Consider the following 18,371-nt stretch of genomic DNA (forward strand, 5'->3'; position numbering starts at 1 on the left):
CCGAGCAACCCCTTACTGGGCGAAGGAGATCTCCGCCATGTACTCACCCACTTCCACCACATCCCCCTCCTGCAGCTGAACGCCGCCCTTGGAGTCGATCTCCTTGTTGTTGATGCGCGGGAAGCTGGAGCCGCCGATATGAAGCAGATAGAAACCCTGGGGGCGTCGTGCGATCACGGCCACATTCTCACCCGGCTTACCGATGGTGAAGAGTGAACGATCAATCTTCTCAAGATTGCCCTTGTTCGGTCCGCGGAAGAAACGCAGCGTGGCGCTCTTGGGCAGGAGCTTTCTTACCGGACTCGCCCGCCTGGCACGGGCGGCGGCGACCACTTCTGGTTGGATCACAACCGTCTTGTCCAGGTCTCCTTCCGCTTCCTCCTCCGGTACATCCACCACCAGATCCAGCATGTAGCTGCCGATGGCCAGCCGGTCACCCGCCTTCAGTGCATGCTTGGTGATGCTGCGCCCATTCAACTGGGTGCCATTGGTACTGCCCAAGTCCTCGATATAGAGATCGGTATAAATGCGCCTGATGGTTGCATGGTGCCGGCTTACCGACGGATCGTTCAACTGCAGATCGGACTCCATGTCCCTCCCGATGGTGATTATCTGCTTATCAATCGCCAGCTCATCCACCAGGGCATCGTCTTTTTTTATAACCAGCTTTTCCATCGTTACTCCCGACCCAGAGTTATCTGGCCGCATTCACCTTAAAGTTCGGGGCATACCAGTGCCAGTGAAACATTATCCAGACCGCCGTTGTTCAGCGCTGTCTCCAACAGACGTTCGGCAGCGTCGTTTATGTCGCCGTCTGCTTCCATCACTATATTCAGCATGTCCTGATGCGGGATCATGTTGCTTAGACCATCTGAACAGAACAGGTAGAGGTCGCCCGGCGCCACATCCGAGACCCCGACATCTACTTCAACTGTCTCATGGATGCCCAGCCCACGAATCAGGACATTGCCCTTTACCCCGGCATCCAGCGCTTCCTGTACGGTGCCAAACATCCCCTCGTCCACCAGCGCCTGGATCATGGAGTGGTCCCGGGTCAGCTGTTCCAGCTTTCCATCACGCAAGCGGTAGAGCCGTGAGTCACCCACATGGCCATAGTGCACCCGATTATCGCAGAACAATGCCACCACCACCGTAGTGGCCATTCCCTCGTAAGCCGGCTCGGCCAGCATGGTAGAGAGAATCGATTCATTCGCCACCTCCACCGCCGATCGAATTGTTTGCGATGACAGTGTCGTTTCATCATTCGTGCAGAGTGGCAATAGATCGGCGGTTATCGCTTCAACCGCCAACTGACTGGCCACTTCCCCGGCATTATATCCGCCCATGCCATCCGCCAGAATCACCAGGCCGTGCGCTTCCAGCACCGCCACGCTATCCTCATTGATCTCCCGAACCCGTCCCTTATCGGAACAGGCAACAGCACGGATGGGCAGTACATTCATATCTAATTACTAATCCTGGCCCAGTCGGCCGGAATTACCTTCGCAGGGTGGCGATGTTCCATGAGCGTGCTATCGGCAGCTTTTCCATCAGACTTGAATCTTCAGACACTACGACCAAATAATCTGTAAACGGCTGCACATTTCTGCAAGGTGAGGGAGCTTATTATGCAGATCCGTCCCCGTGCAGCACCTTAAAGGCAAAATAGGGGCAGTAACCAGATTGGCTCAGGGTTATTTCAGCCGCTTCATCTTATCCAGGATTTCATACAGGCGCTCGGCGTCGACATAACCCGGCAGCATATCCCCGTTCTCCAGCACCATGACCGGCGCGCCGGATACGCCCATGCGCTCCCCCAACTGCCAGTGACTGTGTGCCGGGTTTGGACAGGATATCGAATCGACCGGCTCACCGGCCATCGCCAGGGTTATCGCCTGCTGCCGGTCCGGGGCGCACCAGACAGCCACGGCCTTGGCAAATGAGTCGCTCCGCTCCCCGGCTCTGGGATAAAACAGATATCGAATCCGTATACCCCGATTGGTGTATTGATCGATCTCCTGATGCAATTTGCGGCTGTAGGCGCTATCGATATCGGTAAACACGGTGACGGTATATTTGGTCTGCTCCGGCGGCTCGAAGATGAGCATATTCTGCTCACCGACCGCATCCACGGCAGCCACCGTGATCTCGTTCAGGCGGGGGTTGGTGAGATTTTTCTGCTGCTCCAGATCGATGATCTCTCCCTCGATCAGGAAACGGCCGTCACCGGTCACATAGACCAGCCGCGCTCCCACCACCACTTCAAAAATATTGGGTATCGGGGTGCTGCGGATGCTGTCGGGCAGGATATCCGGCAACAGCAGCGCCAGGCTCTGGCGCACCTGTGCAATCTGCCGGTCATCAGATTGGGCGACTGCCGGGCCGATCAGGAGGAACAACAGCAGCAACAGGGCCAGGCCCCGGTAAAAGTCCACGCAGTTGTTCACGATCAGTCCCGGAAATTGATGTACTTGAGGGGCAGATCGAACTCGGTCTGTTTGAACAGGGTGATCACCTGTTGCAAGTCATCCCTGCTCTTGCCGGTTACCCGGACCTGATCACCCTGTATCTGGGCCTGCACCTTGAGTTTGCTGCCCTTGATCATCTTCACCATTTTACGCGCCGTATCGGTCTCGATACCCTGCTTGATCAGCACCTTCTGGAGAGCGGCGTTCAGTGTGGTTTCCGGTTCCTTGATATCCATGCAGGTGATATCCACCTTCCGCTTGACCATTTTCTGGCGCAGGATATCCATCATCTGGTTGAGCTGGAACTCCTGCTCGCCCTTCAGGGTGACCTCAGTGTCGTTCAGTTCATAACTGCACTTGGTTCCCTTGAAATCAAAACGGGTGGATATCTCCCGCTTGGCCTGATCGACGGCGTTACGCACCTCCTGAATATCCACTTCGGAGACGATATCAAATGACGGCACGGTTTTTGACTCCTCTTACACGTTGCTACAGGTCGGTCAAGGCTAACATATTGCCGCAACTCAGGCGCGGGGATGGTGCTGTTGGTGCAGGCTCTTCAGGCGCTCCCGTGCCACATGGGTATAGATCTGGGTGGTGGAGAGGTCGCTGTGTCCCAGCAGCATCTGTACCACGCGCAGATCGGCGCCATGATTCAACAGATGGGTAGCGAAGGCGTGTCTGAGCGTGTGGGGCGAAAGGTGCTTGCTAATCCCGGCGGTGGCCGCATGTTTCTTGATCCGGTACCAGAATGCCTGACGGGTCATGGCGGCCCCGCGCCGGGTCGGAAAAACATCATCACTGAGCCGTTCGCCCAGCAGATCATAGCGGGCCGAGCGGATGAAACGGGAAAGCCACTCCAGCGCCTCGTCCCCCAGCGGAACCAGTCGCTCCTTGCCCCCCTTGCCCATAACCCGGACCAGTCCCTGATTCAGGCTGAGCTGGGAAAACCGCAGTCCCACCAGTTCCGAGACCCGCAGGCCAGTGGCATACAGCAGCTCCAGCATGGCCCGGTCCCGCAGCCCTTCCGGGTCATCGGTATCCGGGGCTTCCAGCAGCGCCTCCACCTCCTGCTCGGTCAGTGACTTGGGCAGCGGCCGGCCCAGCTTGGGCGCATCGATCCGGGCCGAAGGGTCCAGTTTGACCCATCCCTCCCGCAGGGCGTGTTGATAGAACTGGCGAAAACAGGAGAGCATGCGTGCCGTGGAGCGCGCCTTTTTACCCGCCTGCGCACAGGCCGCCAGATAGGCCTGCAGATCACCACGGCCCGCCTCCAACAGAGTCACACTCTGCCGCTTCTCCAGCCACTCGGCCAGCTTGAACAGGTCCGACTGATAGGCGGACAGGGTATTGCGACTGAGCCCCCTCTCCATCCACAACGCATCGGCAAAACGCTCTATGATCGTGCTATCCACCACTTCCGTCATCACTGCTCACCCGGTAAACACCCCACCGTTAGTTTATCCCCTCTCCGGCAGCCGCCGTCATGGGCGGTGCATGCATCATACACCGCCTCTATCACCCACTGGCGACCTTGAGCCGTAATTTGACAAACTCACTTACGATTACCATCCAGCCCAGCCGTATTCAGGAAAAATTAGCTACGACTGAAACCACTCCTACCGCTATGCTTGGCCGCCGGAGAGGGGGGTTGACCTGCAGGAGGCCCGCACCGGGGCCGAATTCGCGGCGAGGCGCCGCTCCTACCTGGCGAATCGCCAAGCTTAGCCAAAACAACACCAACACATAATTGGGACAGAGGGTTTATAAACCTGACCTGACCTGACCTGCACTGAATCTAGAACTGCCCTGTCTAGGCATTGCACCACAGCGGACGAATAGGGGATCATAGGCCGGACTTTCAACAACCACCAATAGCAGCGCATGAGATTTCACGGACCTGCCCCCGACAACCGCACACCTCCCTGCACCGGCATCCTGATCACTAACCTGGGAACTCCTGATTCACCCTCGGTCGCTGATGTCAGACGCTATCTGCGGGAATTTCTCAGTGATCCCCGGGTAGTGGAGTTTCCCCGGCTCCTCTGGTGGCTGGTACTCAACGGCATCATTCTGCGCATCCGTCCGAAACGCTCAGCGGCCGCCTACCGCAAGGTCTGGACCGACCAGGGATCGCCTCTGCTGGTTATCTCCAGTGAGATTGCCAGCGCGCTGCAGCAGACCCTCGAACAGCGACTCGAAGGCCCGGTCAAGGTGGTGCTGGCAATGCGTTATGGCTCACCGTCCATCGCTGAAGGACTGGAAGCCCTGCGCCAGGCCAACGCCCAACGGATACTGGTGTTGCCGCTCTATCCGCAGTATTCCGCCACCACTACCGCATCCACATTTGACGAGATCAGCCGGGTACTGCGGCAGTGGCGCTGGCTTCCCGAACTGCGCTTCATTAATCACTACCATGATGACCCCGGTTATATCGACGCCCTGGCGGAGAGCATAAGGGTTTTCTCCCGTAACCATGACGAGCCTGACCGGCTGCTACTGTCGTTTCACGGCATTCCCCAAGCCTATGCCGATCAGGGTGATCCCTATGCCGAACAGTGCCGGATCACCGCAACGCGGCTCGCCGCCGCGCTGGACCTGTCACCGGAGCAGTGGGCCATCACCTTCCAGTCGCGGGTCGGGCGGCAGGCATGGCTTCAGCCCTATACCGATGAAACCCTGAAACAGTGGGGCGCAGATGGGATCAAACGGGTCCATGTAATCTGCCCCGGCTTTCCAGCCGACTGCCTGGAGACCCTGGAGGAGATAGGCGAAGAGAATCGGGAATATTTCCTCTCCGCCGGCGGCGAGGAGTACCACTACATCCCCTCACTGAACGACGGCCAGCCGCACATCGAAGCACTGGCCGATCTTGTGCAAAGACACCAGTGGCGGGACGGTTGATCCCGACCAACCAAAAGACTTTGACATAGATAAAATTATACTATGCATCAGTATAATTTATTTGAAAACATTAAAGATCACAGTTAGTTAGCCGATATCCCGTTACCCAATAATAATCAGGTAACCGTCTATGAAGCCAAGTATTCTCCGTACGCTCTTCATCACCTATATGGGATTCGGTCTAATAATGGGATTGCTCTTTCCCCTGTATGCACAGTTTTTTGTCGAATGGAAACCCGGCATGCAGCTCTGGTTCAATATCGGTTGCATCATTGCCGGTCTGACCATAGGTATCGCCAACTACTGGGTGTGCAAACAGGTGCTGCTGCGCCGCCTGCAGCGCATATCCGAGGTGGCGCAGGCCATCAGCAATAACGACATAAGCCACCAGTGCACCCTGGTCAGTCATGATCTGATCGGAGAGATCATCAACAGCTTCAACCAGATGGGCGCCAACCTGCGTGACATGATCGGCCGAATCGGCAGTTCCACTCACGCACTGGACGAGAACACCCAGCAACTGGCCGGAATCGCCGAGCAGGGTCGTGAGAAGGCCGCGCAACAGCAGGTGGAGAGCCGACAGGCGGTCCAGGCCATTGATGAAATCAGCGACAGCATCCACCAGGTATCCGAAATGGCGGTTGAAGTCGCCGGCTCTTCCGGCCAGGTCGATCAGTTTGCCAAAGAGAGCACCCTGATCGCCACTGAAGCCATCGGGTCCATCTCTGCATTGATTGCCGACATGAATAAAGCGGGAGATGTGATCAGCCAAGTGGATGAGAAGAGCGCCAGCATCGGCATGGTCATGGACGTGATCCGCAACATCGCCGAGCAGACCAATCTGCTGGCATTGAATGCGGCCATCGAAGCGGCCCGCGCCGGAGAACAGGGCCGCGGGTTCGCCGTGGTTGCCGACGAGGTACGCACCCTGGCAACACGCACCCAGGAGTCTACCGAGGAGATCGAAAAAATCATCGGCCAGTTGCAGACGGGTTCCCGATCAGCAGTGAATGTGATGGATAACGCACGCAGCCGGGCGATACAGACGGAAGAGCATTTCGAACACGCGGCGGAACTGCTGGCTGAAATTGCCGGAGCCATCTCCTCGGTAACCCTGATCAGTAACAACCTGTCCACGGCCACCGCATCACAGAACGCACTCATTGGGACAATCAAGGATCATATGGAACAGATCGACGAATCCTCCCAGGACACCTCCCAAGGCGCCCTGCTGGTTGCCGAGTCGAGTAATCGGCTGAGTCATCAGGCACATGAACTGAGGGAGATGCTGGAGCAGTTCAGACACTGAGGCGACCCTTCCCGGCTGGAGCCGCTCCTACCTGATCAAGCCAAAAAAAAGCCCGGACATCGCCGGGCTTTTTTTGCGCTTGAGGCCGGTTACTTCAATTTACCTATGCCCAGCATCTTGAGGATGTACTTCTCATAGATCGGCTCGGACGTGCCCTTTTTCATCTTGCGGATGAAATACTTCTCGAAGGCGATCTTGGCCATATGCACCCATTTGCCCTTCTTGAACCAGGCCACATTTCTGGGTGGGATCTGCGGCAAGGCCACAAAGGCGGCGCCGGTATCACCCATGTCCGCCAGACAGATGGCATTCCAGGTAGCGTTGGTCGAAAGCTCGCGCCCGGCCAGTTCATCCGCAATGTTATGCACAATGGCCGTGACCATGGACTCGATCATATAGCCGGTCTTGGGGGCGCCGGTCGGTACCGCCGTCGCTTCAACCGGCGGGATGGCGATACAGACGCCGGCCGAGTAAATATTCGGATAGGTCGGATTTCTCTGGTGGCTATCCACGAAGACGAAACCACGCGGGTTACACAGCCCTTCCACATTGGCCACCGCATCCACTCCCTTGAACGAGGGAAGCATCATGGAGTACTTGAAGTCCAGCTCATGATTCTTCACCAGATGGCCACTGTCGTCATACTGCTCGATGTGCATCTTGCCCGCCTCAACCTTGGTCACCTTGGCATTGGTGATCCAGTTGATATGGTGAGCGCGCAAGTCGGACTCCAGGAAGCCCTTGGAGTCACCCACGCCGCCCAGGCCAAGGTGGCCGATATAAGGCTCCGAGGTCACATAGGTCATGGGCACCTTGTCGCGCATCTTACGCTTGCGCAGATCCGCATCCATGATAAAGGAGAACTCGTAGGCAGGTCCGAAACAGCTGGCAAATGGCATGGCGCCAATAATCACATGACCCGGATCATCGAGTAGTTGCTGATAGGCGTCGTAAGCATCCAAAGCGTGATCCACGGTACAGATCGACTTGGTATTGCCAACCACCGGACCCGCACCTTCCACCTCTTCAAAAAACAGCTTCGGCCCGGTAGCGATGACCAGATAGTCATAGCTGACCACTTCGCCATCCGCCATCTCAAGGGTATTGTTTTCGGCATTGATCTTGTCACAACGCTTGGCAATAAAGCCGATGCCCTTGCGTTCCAGGTGGGGACGGATATCAAATGTCACACTCGCCCGATCACGCCAGCCAACGGCCACCCAGGGATTTGAAGGTGTAAACTGAAACTCCTCCCGCTCATTGATTACCGTGACCTGATGATCCTTGCCCAGGGTCTCTTTCAATTCGTAGGCACAGGGCATACCCCCGGTACCTGCACCCAATACAACGATATGAGCCATACTCTCTTCCTCCCAAGGAACGCGCTATTACCAATTTTCCCCATTTACCGCTGACGACCCGATGGACTGAACAATCATCCTGTCAACTCGGGCTTCCTGCTTCAGCCCTCGCAATGGATTACTCAATCCGGTCGGATGCACATCGGCATTTAAAACAGGCGGATTCTGCTCCTGAACCCCTGTAGATAAAGCCTGTTGTAATAAATGATCATCGTGACAATTGCCATGATACGGTGATCCGCTCTTGCGAATCCGTCAACCGGCCGCCGGCGTCCCGCCCTGTTCGACTCTGCTGAGATATTCGAACAGGGTCTGAAAACGGATCTTGTCGGGCTTGTCAAACACCGGATCATCGTGATTGGGCGATTGTTCAATGATTGCCGCCCAATCCTGTTCCCGCAGCACGTTATCCAGCAGGGGAAAGGCTTCCTGCTCTTCCAACGCAATGTGCTGACGCTGCAGCGCGATAAATTCCCGCCCCTGCACCTCCAGTTCGTCCCGTGGCATCACTCCACCCTGGTAGATATTTTCCAGCGAATAGCGAAAGGTACGAGTCAGTTGCGCCAACTCCTGATGTTGTTGCACCAGTCGGTCCAGCAGGTCCGCCTGTTCATCCACCAGGGCTTTGGCCACGCTGAACATCACATTCTCCAGGGGATGATGCCCCTGGTCCGCGTAGGCCTCCATGTACTCCAACAGTTCGATTTTCAGATCAAAATCCGACTCACGCCCCGCTAGAAACTGATCGAGCTGGGACGTCAAAAGATCAAGAATTCTTTCCAAATTCCTATGATCTTTCTGTAGTTTTTCCAATAGATAATGCATGGGATGCCTCCATATAACAAGCCAAGAATCGAGTAATTTGGGTATAAGTATTTTTTTACCACCCCATAAAATCTGTTCCAGCTTCCCGAACGCAAACAGCACGCAGGGGTTACCCGCGAACTGGCCGGTGCTTTATCCGGGCCTGTAGGATAGATCCATCCTAACCCATCTTTGCCCGACACACCTCACCAAATGGACCGGGGAGAGTTACGGGATCAACCTTCGCCATGATCCTGTGATATCTGTTTATCATTTGACGTGGATTTGCCACCACGCCTTATTCGCCGCCAGATCCAACCGGCCGAGGCGACCTCGCCGGTAAGAATATACTTCAGTGCGTGATAGTTCTGCAGACACCAATCCATCCGGTCACGGGCCGAATGGCGACCACAAAACAGTAATCGGTCGCCCGCCTTCAATGCCAGATCATCGGCAGGCAGCACCAGGCGCTGCCCCTCCCGCTTGAGTAAAAGACAGATGGCTGGCAGGGAGCGGGTACGCTCACCCGGATCGGATAACAGATGGGGAAGGGTCACTTTGCGCCCTTTCATCACCGCGTCATAAACCGCCAGCGCCCCCTCTCTATCCAGTAGCACCTCCCAGATGGCAGGCTTTTCACTTCCCACCAGCCGGTGGAGTCTCTCCACCAGCTCCCGCGCCCACTCATCCTGCTGATGCAGAGCGAGACTGGTGAACTGATACAGCAACGGGGTGCCCAGCAATACCCGAATACGGTTGGCGATAATGGCACTCGGATGCATCACCATGTCGGCCTGCACAGCATCGACAATGGCCTGATTCTCCTTGTGATTCTGTCGCAGAATCACAAACAGATCCGGCCGCAGTTGCCGGGCGGTCATAATAATGGAGAGGTTGTTGGCGTCGTTGTCGGTCCCGGCGACCAGGCCGACGGCCCGGTCTATGCCGGCTTCCAGCAGGGTATCCGCCTCGGTGCCCCGGCCCAGCACAAACCCCGTTTCCGGCATGCCGGTCATTTCGGGCTTGGACTCGATCACCACTGGCTCGATCCCCTCACTCTTCAGCCGGCGATAAATGGCCCGGCCGAATCGGCCAAAACCACAGATAATCCAGCGCCCCGCCGTTGGTGGATAGATTGGCGCCTCCGGCAGCCGCCGCTCACCAGTCAACCAGCTGTGCAGCAGATAAAGCCCCGGCGCCTGTAGTGCGGTGGCCAGATGATTGGCGAAGGTGTCAAAGGGATTGATGATGTAATCGGTACCAAACGAGGCCATGTTCTCTTCAACATCATGAGAATCGGAACGGCAGATCACCTTGATCTCGGGGTGTAGCAGCTTACTGGTAATGGCAACTTTCAGATTCACCTCGTTCACATTAGTGAGCGCCACTACCCCCTTGCAACGGACATGTTTCAGGCCCGCCTCCAGCAGGCACTTGGGACGGGACGCATCACCCTGCAGTGCCGGCACGTATTGCCGCAGGTTCTCCAGTTGCAGCATGTTGACGCGATCGGGGTCGATATCAATCACCACCACCGAACGATCCCTTTCTGTCAGCGCATAGGTCAGGGCACTACCGGTTTCGCCATATCCGCACACCAGATAGAAATCCTCCCGCATCCGGCGAACACGGCGGGCAAAGCGGCTTTCGGTCAACGCCTGCTGAAAAGTCTTGTCCTGAACCAGGGAGAGCAGGGTCCCGAGAGCGTAGATCCAGACCACCACGGTGGCGTAGAGGGAAAAAGTGACCCAGAGTCGCTGGGCATCGGTAAAGGGAAAGGGGATTTCACCAAAACCGATGGTTGTGGCCATAAAGCTGACAAAATAGAAGGCGTGGAAAAAATCCATGAACCAGACATTGCCGGCCTCATCCTGTCCCGGCATCAGGGTCAGGCCCAAGATGGCAACCGCATAGGTGAACACCAGTGTCAGCAGCGGCTGACGCATGCGGCGGAAGATGAGGAAAAAAATGCTGTGCATAAGCGCCGGCCGGGACTAACGTCGCAGCATCACGGTCTCGATCACCAGCAGGACGACCGAAATCACATTGGCCAGCATGGCGCCGCCCGATAGCGAGACGATACTGGCCATCATCGCCGGGGTCATGCCACTGCCGGAGGTGTGTTCAACAACAGCCCAGATCAACGCGGCTGCCAGCAGTTGCAACACCGCCACCAGACTGGTGGCCAGCAACACCGCTCCCATCTGGGTCCGATCACCGAACTTGAGCAGCGTGGCGATCAAATTGACCACCACCACGGCAAACAGCTCATACACATGGTGGTGGTCGGGGTTATCGATCTCCCCCACGAAAAAACCAAAATTGAGCGTCAGCGCCAAAACAATAAAAAAACCAAACACCACCTTTTCAGGATTCATCGACTCCCCTCATCTCACCGGTTGAACCTGCCCAATACAGCCCTGTTTCCGTCCGCAGCGGCTCAGCGCCACCTGCCGATCATACGATCTGTGTTCATCGGCACCAAGTCTTGTATTGAAACCAATGGCCCCGCTGTCGCCTGCCACAGGCTCATTGGCGCCCACGGCGCGCCCCATGCCAGGGGCATTCCTGAAACAGGCCAGGCCGCACCCGCCCAAGTTGTTACTATTGGTAACAACTGGTACTCTTGCCGGATGCAAAAGCACCCGGATCCGATCAGGTTAAGAGAGAGTGCGCTGTTACTGGCGCTTTTTGCCCTCTTTCTCTTCGCTTCGCCACTGACGGCATGGTGGGCGGACGACCGGGCCCACTGGCTGATGCCCTACGCCCTGTGGCTGTTTGTTATTTTGCTGGGCGCCTGGTTACGCCGACGATACCCACACCATGACGTATGACCTGGAGATCCTGTTCGGGGCCAGTCTGTTCTACCTGCTGCTGCTCTTCTTCGTCGCCTATGTCACCGACAGCGGTCTGGTGCCGGATCGCTGGACCGACAATGCGCCGGTCTACGTCCTCTCACTTGGCGTCTACGCCACCTCCTGGACCTACTACGGCAGCGTCGGTTTTGCCGACAGCGAAGGCTACCAGTTCCTGACCGTCTATCTGGGCGTCACCATCGCCTTTATTCTGAGTCCGGTGTTGCTGCAGCCGTTGCTGCGGCTGACCCGTGAATACCAGCTCACTTCGCTGGCCGATCTGCTCGCCTTTCGCTATCGCAGTCAACTCGGTGGCGTGCTGGTTACCCTGTTCATGCTGCTCGGCTCCCTACCCTATATCGCCCTGCAGATCCGCGCCGTCACCACCTCAATCCAGGTGCTGACCCACGATGACATCCCGCAGCTGCTGGCACTCGGCTTCTGCGGCATGCTGACCCTGTTTTCCATCCTGTTCGGCGCCCGGCACATTTCGCCCCGTGAGAAACATCGCGGCCTGGTGGCAGCCATCGCCTTCGAGTCACTGGTAAAAATTGTCGCCATGCTGGTGGTGGGATACTTTGCCATTTTCGGTGTTTTCTCCGGACCCGAATCCCTCAACCAGTATCTGACGGACCACCCGGAGGCACTGCAAAAGCTGTACGAACCGGTACGGGAAGGCCCCTGGACCACCCTGCTGTTTCTCTCATTCTGCGCCGCCTTCCTGCTGCCGCGACAGTTCCACATGACCTTCACGGAAAATCTGTCGATGCGCTCCCTGGCGACGGCAAGCTGGGCGTTTCCACTGTTTCTGCTGTTGCTGAATCTCGCCATCCCGCCCATCCTGTGGGCGGGGGAGTATCTGCAACTGGATATGGACGCGGACTATTACGTGCTCGGCATCACCCTGAGCAAGGGTCCCAGCTGGCTGCCGATCCTGGCCTTTATCGGCGGCGTCTCCGCCGCCAGCGCCATGGTGATCGTATCCACCCTGGCCCTCTCCTCCATGTGCCTGAACCATCTGCTGTTGCCGGCCAGCTACCCCGATCCCAAGGTGGATCTCTATCGCTGGCTGCTGTGGGGAAGGCGTCTGCTGATCGGCCTGATCATCTTCGCCGGCTACATCTTCTACGAAGTGCTGGAACACAACCAGGGGCTGGTGCAGTTGGGGCTGATCTCCTTTGTCGCCGTCGCCCAGTTTCTGCCCGGTATTATCGGCCTGCTCTACTGGCGCCGCGCGACCCGCGAGGGATTTATCGTCGGGCTGCTCGGTGGCATTACCATCTGGATCATTACCCTGCTGCTGCCACTGCTGGAAAAATCGGGCTTTATCAGCACCGGCATCGATCTGCCGGCCATGCGCGATACCGCCGGACTGGATCAGTGGCAGTTCTCCACCTTCTGGTCGCTGGCCTGCAACGGCCTGCTGTTCGCCATCATCTCCCTGATGACCCGACAGTCTCCCGAAGAGGAGGAGACCGCCTTTGCCTGCCGTAGCGAGGTAGCCATCATGGCCCCGATGAGCGGCACACTGATGGCCGGTTCCCCCACCCAGTTTGCCGAAGGACTGGCGGTCATGCTGGGGCGGGAAGCGGCCGAGATGGAGGTCGACCAGGCGCTGGAAGACCTGCAACTGGATCGCAATGAAACCCGCCCCCGCGAACTGAAACGGCTCAGGCAACGGATCGAGCGCAACCTCTCAGGCCTGTTGGGACCGGCCATGGCCCACATGATCATCAACCAGCAACTGAAGGTCGATGCCGACGCAAAGACCGCGCTGGCCGACTCGATCCGCCACATGGAGGAGCGGATGGAGCAGTCCCGCAGCAAACTGAAGGGCCTGACCGCCGATCTGGACGCGCTGCGCCGCTACCACCGGCAGATCCTGCTCGACCTGCCCCTGGGGGTCTGTGCGGTCGATCCGGACCACACCGTGGTCACCTGGAACCTGGCACTTGAGGTGATGAGCGGCGTACCCAGCAACGAGGCCACCGGGCGCAAGCTCTCCACCCTGACCCAGCCCTGGGGTGAGCTGCTGGCCGGCTTTGCCCTGGCCCAGGATGAGCATATTCACCATATGGAAGTGCCGATCAACAACCGACCCCACTGGTTCAACCTGCACAAGGCGGCCATTCTCGACCCCGATCTGCCACGTTACCGGACCGGACCACGCAGCGGCCTGGTGCTGCTGCTGGAAGACCTGACCGACCTGGAAACCCTGGAGGCCGAACTGGCGCACAGTGACCGGCTCGCTTCGATCGGCAAGCTCGCCGCCGGTGTTGCGCATGAGATCGGCAACCCGGTCTCCGGTATCGCCTCCCTGGCCCAGAACCTGCTGGAAGAGCGGGACGAAGCGACCACCCACGAGAGTATCGAGGCGATACTGCAGCAGACCCGGCGCATCAGCAGTATCGTCCACTCACTCATGAGCTACAGCCGCAGTGGACGCATTGGCCTCAATTTCGAAATCTTCAATCTCAACGAGATCATGGAAGAGGCGATCCAGCTGGTGGGCCTGACCCGTGCCGGCAAGCATGTCGCCTTCAGCAACAGCAGCCCAGACGATCTGGCCATGAAAGGGGATCGCCAGCGACTGGCCCAGGTGATGGTCAATCTGCTGACCAATGCCTGTGACGCCTCAAAGCCGGGCGACCGGGTGGAGATATTCGCCTTTGCCTCCCAAGCCCGGATACAGATCGAGGTGATGGACCAGGGAGAAGGCATACCGGATGAAGTTCGGGATGAGATATTCGAACCCTTCTTCACCACCAAGGAGGCCGGCAAGGGAACCGGACTGGGGCTGCCCATGGTGGCCAAGATCATTGATGAACACGACGGCAGTATTGAAATTGACTCGGCGCCGGGGATCGGCACCCGGGTAATTATTCAACTGCCCCAACACATGGACCATAAACGTCATGAGTCAAATACTGGTTATTGAAGACGAATCGGTCATCCGCAACGCCGTGGACCGACTTCTCACCCGCAGAGGCTACAAGGTAAACACAGCCGAATCGGTCGAGGAAGCGGAACAGAAATTCGACCTGAAGAGCTTCAACCTGATACTCACCGATGTACGGCTGCCGGGCGTACCCGGTACCGATGTAATCAATCGCGCACCGGGCGTCCCGGTGCTGATCATGACCAGTTACGCCAGCGTACGCTCGGCGGTGGATTCCATGAAACAGGGGGCGATCGACTACATCGCCAAGCCGTTCGATCACGATGAACTGGTGATGCTGATCGAACGCACCCTGAAACAGGAGAAGCTGGGCAGAAAGACCGAGGTACTGAAATCAGATCTGGACAAATCCTATCCGGTCGACGGTATGGTGGGAAAGTGTCCGGCGATGCAGGAGGTGTGTCGGCGGGTCACCAAGGTAGCCCCCACCGACACCACCGTGCTGATCCTCGGTGAGTCCGGTACCGGTAAGGAGCTGGTGGCGCGCGCCCTGCACGAGCAGAGTCTGCGCAAGGACGCGCCAATCGTCACCGTCAACTGCGCCGCCATTCCGGAAACCCTGATCGAATCGGAGCTGTTCGGCCACGAGAAAGGCGCCTTCACCGGGGCCGACGCCTCCAGAACCGGACTGATCGAAGCCGCAGAGGGGGGCACCCTGTTTCTGGATGAGATCGGTGAACTGCCCCTGGCGGCCCAGGCGCGATTGCTGCGGGTGTTGCAGAACGGCGAGATCCGCCGGGTCGGTTCCGAGCAGTCACGACTGGTGGATGTGCGCCTGATCGCCGCTACCCATCGGGACCTGAAACAGCGCGTCCAGGAGGGCGAATTCCGCAGTGACCTCTACTTCCGCCTGCGGGTGGTGGAGCTCAACCTGCCGCCCCTCAGAGAGCGGGGGCACGATGTGGTGGAACTGGCCATATTTCTGCTGGAGAAGACCCGCAAACAGCTCAACCGCTCCCCCATGACCCTGAATCAGTCCGCCATTGAAACCATCACCACCTACGGCTGGCCGGGCAACGTGCGGGAACTGGAAAACGCCCTGGAGCGGGCGGTCATCCTGTGCGAAGAGGATGTCATCACCCCGGACCTGCTGGCCATCGAGAGCGCCCATTCAGCCGCCAGTCAAACGGCCAGCCTGAATCCGGCAAGCGCTGACCTGTCGCTGGAGGAGTATTTCCGCCAGTTCGTGCTGGAGAATCAGGAACAGCTGACCGAAACAGAACTGGCCAAACGGCTCGGCATCAGCCGCAAGGCGCTGTGGGAGAGAAGGCAGCGGTTCGACATCCCTAGAAGCAAGAAGGGCGGCGGCTGAGACTGTCTGTTACCGAACCACACAGAATTGTCACTTATGGTAACGGGCAGGGGTAACACAGGCGTCATGAAATTGGCCAAGTCATTGAGCTCAATAGCTTTAATTACCGGCACATTTCTCGCATAATACCGACTGTTTTGAATCCCGGACAAGCGTTCCACGCCGAAGCAGATTCAAAGAACAGAAATAATAACACCACTTGATTTTTACTACTGAGGGGGAATACGACCAATGGACGCAAAGGTTGTCTGGTTGTTTGTATTCGTTGCGCTTTACTGGTCCTACTGCATATTCTGGGGTATCAAAGGCGCGCTGTCGGCCAAGACCGCCAGCGATTATTTCGTCGCCGGACGACAGATATCGCTCTGGGTGTTCATCCTCGCCGCCACCGCCACGTCGTTTTCCGGGTGGACCTTCATGGGACACCCCGGCCTGATCTACCGGGACGGTTTTCAGTACGCCTACGCTTCCTTCTATGCCATCACCATCCCATTCACCGGCGTGCTCTTTCTCAAGCGCCAATGGATGCTGGGCAAACGCTTCGGATTCATCACTCCAGGCGAAATGATGGCCTACTACTTCCGTTCCGACATGATCCGCATCCTGGTGGTACTGGTGGCGCTGATCTTCTCGGTGCCCTATCTCGGTATCCAGTTGCGCGCCTCCGGCTTCCTGTTCAACGTGCTCACCGATGACATGCTGAGCACCACGGTCGGCATGTGGTTGCTCTCTATCGTGGTGATCATCTATGTCGCCTCCGGTGGCCTGCGGGCGGTAGCCTATGTCGATTCCGCCCAGGCGATCCTGCTGGGGGGCGGTATTGCGGTGATCGGCATTATCGCCCTGCACGATATCGGCGGATTCACCCGCCTCAATCAGGGTATTGCCGCGCTGACCCAGATCGACCCGGCCACCGGCAAGGCCATGTTCGGCAAGACCACGCCGGACGGCTACAGCGCCTACATCGCCATCCCCGGCGTTATCCAGTTCAGTGCGGGCCTCGGCACCGACAGCGCGCCGATCGGCGGAGCCTGGACCGGCGTGATGATACTGACCTACATGTTCGGCCTGATGGGCATACAGTCGGCACCGGCCTTCTCGATGTGGGCCTTTGGCAACAAGAGTCCGGAACCATTCGCTCCACAGCAGGTATGGGCCTCCTCCCTGGTGATCGGCTTTATCCTCATGTTTTTCACTGCCATTCAGGGTATCGGCGCCCACTTCCTTGGCGCCGATACCGAATTCATGACCCGCTTCCCCGACCTGGTCAACAATGTCATGGGCGCCGGTCTGGGCGGGATCGACCTGATGCAATCCGAGGGCAGGGGCGACATGCTGGTACCACAACTGGTCTATCTGATGTCCGAGACCGCCCCCTGGATGGTGGGCCTGCTGTCGGTCTGCGCCCTGGCCGCCATGCAGTCCACCGGCGCCGCCTATATGTCCACCGCAGGCGGCATGCTGACCCGCGACCTGCTGAAGCGCTTTATCATCCCCAATGCCAGCCATGCCCAGCAGAAGCTGTACGGCCGCCTCGGCGTTATCCTGATTGTCATCGCCGCGCTGGTGGTCGCCACGACCTCGACCGACGCACTGGTGCTGCTGGGCGGACTGGCCGTGGCCTACGGCTTCCAGATGTGGCCGGCCCTGATCGCCGTCTGCTGGTGGCCCTATCTGACCCGGCAGGGCGTCACCGTCGGTCTGATCGCCGGACTGATCGCGGTCACCCTGACCGAGAGCATCGGCGCTGAATTCATGCCCTGGGGCCGCTGGCCGATGACCCTGCACTCCGCCTTCTGGGGCATCCTGTTCAATTTCAGCCTGACAATCATCATCTCTGCCATGACCCAGAACAGCAGCGAGCGCGAGCACCGAATGGTGTTCCACAACTTTCTGCACGACCACGCTTCGCTCGCTCCCGAGAAGCGCGGTCTCATCCCGGCCGCCTGGATTCTCACCCTGGTCTGGTTTTTCTTCGGCATCGGACCCGGCGCGGTGATCGGCAACTGGATATTCGGCGACCCGACCAATGCCGCTACCTGGACCTTCGGCATGCCCTCGATCTGGGCCTGGCAACTGCTCTGGTGGCTACTCGGGGTCGCCATGATGTGGTTTCTCGCCTATCACATGGAACTCTCCACCGTGCCGCACAAGGAGGTGGTGGCACTGCATGAGGATATCGGCGATATCCAGCTGGACCTGGACAAACCGGGCTGAGACAGGCCGCTCACCGACGCCATCACCGCCCGCGGCGTCAGGCGGGAATGAAGATTTAAATCATCAGTTTCGTAGGGTGGATAAGCCGGTAGGCGCATCCACCAAGGCAATGGTGAATGCGCTGTCGCCTCTCCACCCTACGAAAGTACTTTATCAAACTAAGGTAGTACCAGATTGGAGCG

At 58.0% G+C, this 18,371-nt stretch carries 15 protein-coding genes; 6 read left to right on the top strand and 9 right to left on the bottom strand.

The window, feature by feature from the left end; all coding sequences use genetic code 11:
- Nucleotides 1–12: 12 nt before the first annotated feature.
- The 5 genes from A3GO_RS0111255 to xerD form a co-directional block, all read right to left on the bottom strand.
- On the bottom strand, nt 13–675 hold the full coding sequence (locus A3GO_RS0111255) for an FHA domain-containing protein (RefSeq protein WP_029133488.1): 663 nt from the start codon (nt 673–675) through the stop codon (nt 13–15).
- 38 nt (nt 676–713) lie between these two features.
- Nucleotides 714–1,463 carry a PP2C family protein-serine/threonine phosphatase gene (locus A3GO_RS23625; RefSeq protein WP_037375213.1) on the bottom strand — a complete coding sequence of 250 codons (750 nt, stop codon included), beginning with the start codon at nt 1,461–1,463 and terminating at the stop codon, nt 714–716.
- 231 nt (nt 1,464–1,694) lie between these two features.
- Entirely contained in the window at nt 1,695–2,447 is a 753-nt protein-coding gene (locus A3GO_RS23630; protein ID WP_051302215.1) for a DsbC family protein, read from the bottom strand.
- Between the two features lie 2 nt (nt 2,448–2,449).
- Complete coding sequence (locus tag A3GO_RS0111270) at nt 2,450–2,932, bottom strand: YajQ family cyclic di-GMP-binding protein (RefSeq protein WP_029133489.1); 483 nt, start codon at nt 2,930–2,932, stop codon at nt 2,450–2,452.
- 60 nt (nt 2,933–2,992) lie between these two features.
- Nucleotides 2,993–3,895 carry a site-specific tyrosine recombinase XerD gene (gene xerD, locus A3GO_RS0111275; RefSeq protein ID WP_029133490.1) on the bottom strand — a complete coding sequence of 301 codons (903 nt, stop codon included), beginning with the start codon at nt 3,893–3,895 and terminating at the stop codon, nt 2,993–2,995.
- Nucleotides 3,896–4,352: 457 nt separating this feature from the next.
- Between xerD and hemH the strand changes: the two genes are divergently transcribed.
- Both hemH and A3GO_RS0111285 read left to right on the top strand, forming a co-directional pair.
- Nucleotides 4,353–5,372, top strand: a complete 1,020-nt coding sequence (gene hemH, locus A3GO_RS23635) for a ferrochelatase (protein ID WP_037375214.1) — start codon at nt 4,353–4,355, stop codon at nt 5,370–5,372.
- A gap of 130 nt (nt 5,373–5,502) precedes the next feature.
- The gene (locus A3GO_RS0111285) at nt 5,503–6,681 is read left to right on the top strand and encodes a methyl-accepting chemotaxis protein (RefSeq protein WP_037375216.1); all 1,179 of its coding nucleotides are present in this window, start codon (nt 5,503–5,505) and stop codon (nt 6,679–6,681) included.
- Nucleotides 6,682–6,770: 89 nt separating this feature from the next.
- Here the strand turns inward: A3GO_RS0111285 and A3GO_RS0111290 are convergent, their stop codons facing one another.
- The 4 genes from A3GO_RS0111290 to A3GO_RS0111305 all read right to left on the bottom strand — a co-directional run bounded on the left by A3GO_RS0111290 (nt 6,771) and on the right by A3GO_RS0111305 (nt 11,224).
- Nucleotides 6,771–8,042: an NAD(P)/FAD-dependent oxidoreductase gene (locus A3GO_RS0111290; RefSeq protein WP_029133492.1), complete on the bottom strand. Its 1,272-nt coding sequence runs from the start codon at nt 8,040–8,042 to the stop codon at nt 6,771–6,773.
- Nucleotides 8,043–8,297: 255 nt separating this feature from the next.
- Complete coding sequence (locus A3GO_RS0111295) at nt 8,298–8,867, bottom strand: hemerythrin domain-containing protein (protein WP_029133493.1); 570 nt, start codon at nt 8,865–8,867, stop codon at nt 8,298–8,300.
- A 215-nt stretch (nt 8,868–9,082) separates the two neighbouring features.
- Nucleotides 9,083–10,825, bottom strand: a complete 1,743-nt coding sequence (locus A3GO_RS23640; RefSeq protein WP_051302217.1) for a potassium channel family protein — start codon at nt 10,823–10,825, stop codon at nt 9,083–9,085.
- 15 nt (nt 10,826–10,840) lie between these two features.
- Nucleotides 10,841–11,224, bottom strand: coding sequence for a DUF6394 family protein (locus tag A3GO_RS0111305; protein ID WP_029133494.1), 384 nt, complete (start codon nt 11,222–11,224; stop codon nt 10,841–10,843).
- 255 nt (nt 11,225–11,479) lie between these two features.
- Between A3GO_RS0111305 and A3GO_RS0111315 the strand changes: the two genes are divergently transcribed.
- The 4 genes from A3GO_RS0111315 (at nt 11,480) to A3GO_RS0111330 (ending at nt 18,189) form a co-directional block, all read left to right on the top strand.
- The gene (locus tag A3GO_RS0111315; protein ID WP_037375218.1) at nt 11,480–11,680 is read left to right on the top strand and encodes a hypothetical protein; all 201 of its coding nucleotides are present in this window, start codon (nt 11,480–11,482) and stop codon (nt 11,678–11,680) included.
- Nucleotides 11,670–14,639, top strand: coding sequence for a sensor histidine kinase (locus tag A3GO_RS0111320; RefSeq protein WP_029133496.1), 2,970 nt, complete (start codon nt 11,670–11,672; stop codon nt 14,637–14,639). Before A3GO_RS0111315 ends, A3GO_RS0111320 begins: the two co-directional genes overlap by 11 nt.
- Nucleotides 14,617–15,972 carry a sigma-54-dependent transcriptional regulator gene (locus tag A3GO_RS0111325; protein WP_029133497.1) on the top strand — a complete coding sequence of 452 codons (1,356 nt, stop codon included), beginning with the start codon at nt 14,617–14,619 and terminating at the stop codon, nt 15,970–15,972. The genes A3GO_RS0111320 and A3GO_RS0111325 overlap by 23 nt, the downstream gene beginning before the upstream one ends.
- A 231-nt stretch (nt 15,973–16,203) precedes the next feature.
- Complete coding sequence (locus A3GO_RS0111330; RefSeq protein ID WP_029133498.1) at nt 16,204–18,189, top strand: sodium:solute symporter family protein; 1,986 nt, start codon at nt 16,204–16,206, stop codon at nt 18,187–18,189.
- Nucleotides 18,190–18,371 lie beyond the last annotated feature (182 nt).

It is taken from the genome of Sedimenticola selenatireducens DSM 17993, assembly GCF_000428045.1.
Taxonomy (GTDB): Bacteria; Pseudomonadota; Gammaproteobacteria; order Chromatiales; family Chromatiaceae; genus Sedimenticola; species Sedimenticola selenatireducens.

Bases quoted from the DNA above. Each gene is read 5' to 3' on its own strand.
- hemH (WP_037375214.1), top strand. From the start codon at position 4,353: ATGAGATTTCACGGACCTGCCCCCGACAACCGCACACCTCCCTGCACC.
- A3GO_RS23625 (WP_037375213.1), bottom strand. From the start codon at position 1,463: ATGAATGTACTGCCCATCCGTGCTGTTGCCTGTTCCGATAAGGGACGG.
- A3GO_RS0111320 (WP_029133496.1), top strand. From the start codon at position 11,670: ATGACGTATGACCTGGAGATCCTGTTCGGGGCCAGTCTGTTCTACCTG.
- A3GO_RS0111295 (WP_029133493.1), bottom strand. From the start codon at position 8,867: ATGCATTATCTATTGGAAAAACTACAGAAAGATCATAGGAATTTGGAA.
- A3GO_RS0111285 (WP_037375216.1), top strand. From the start codon at position 5,503: ATGAAGCCAAGTATTCTCCGTACGCTCTTCATCACCTATATGGGATTC.
- xerD (WP_029133490.1), bottom strand. From the start codon at position 3,895: ATGACGGAAGTGGTGGATAGCACGATCATAGAGCGTTTTGCCGATGCG.
- A3GO_RS0111255 (WP_029133488.1), bottom strand. From the start codon at position 675: ATGGAAAAGCTGGTTATAAAAAAAGACGATGCCCTGGTGGATGAGCTG.
- A3GO_RS0111315 (WP_037375218.1), top strand. From the start codon at position 11,480: ATGCAAAAGCACCCGGATCCGATCAGGTTAAGAGAGAGTGCGCTGTTA.
- A3GO_RS0111305 (WP_029133494.1), bottom strand. From the start codon at position 11,224: ATGAATCCTGAAAAGGTGGTGTTTGGTTTTTTTATTGTTTTGGCGCTG.
- A3GO_RS23640 (WP_051302217.1), bottom strand. From the start codon at position 10,825: ATGCACAGCATTTTTTTCCTCATCTTCCGCCGCATGCGTCAGCCGCTG.
- A3GO_RS0111290 (WP_029133492.1), bottom strand. From the start codon at position 8,042: ATGGCTCATATCGTTGTATTGGGTGCAGGTACCGGGGGTATGCCCTGT.
- A3GO_RS0111325 (WP_029133497.1), top strand. From the start codon at position 14,617: ATGAGTCAAATACTGGTTATTGAAGACGAATCGGTCATCCGCAACGCC.
- A3GO_RS0111330 (WP_029133498.1), top strand. From the start codon at position 16,204: ATGGACGCAAAGGTTGTCTGGTTGTTTGTATTCGTTGCGCTTTACTGG.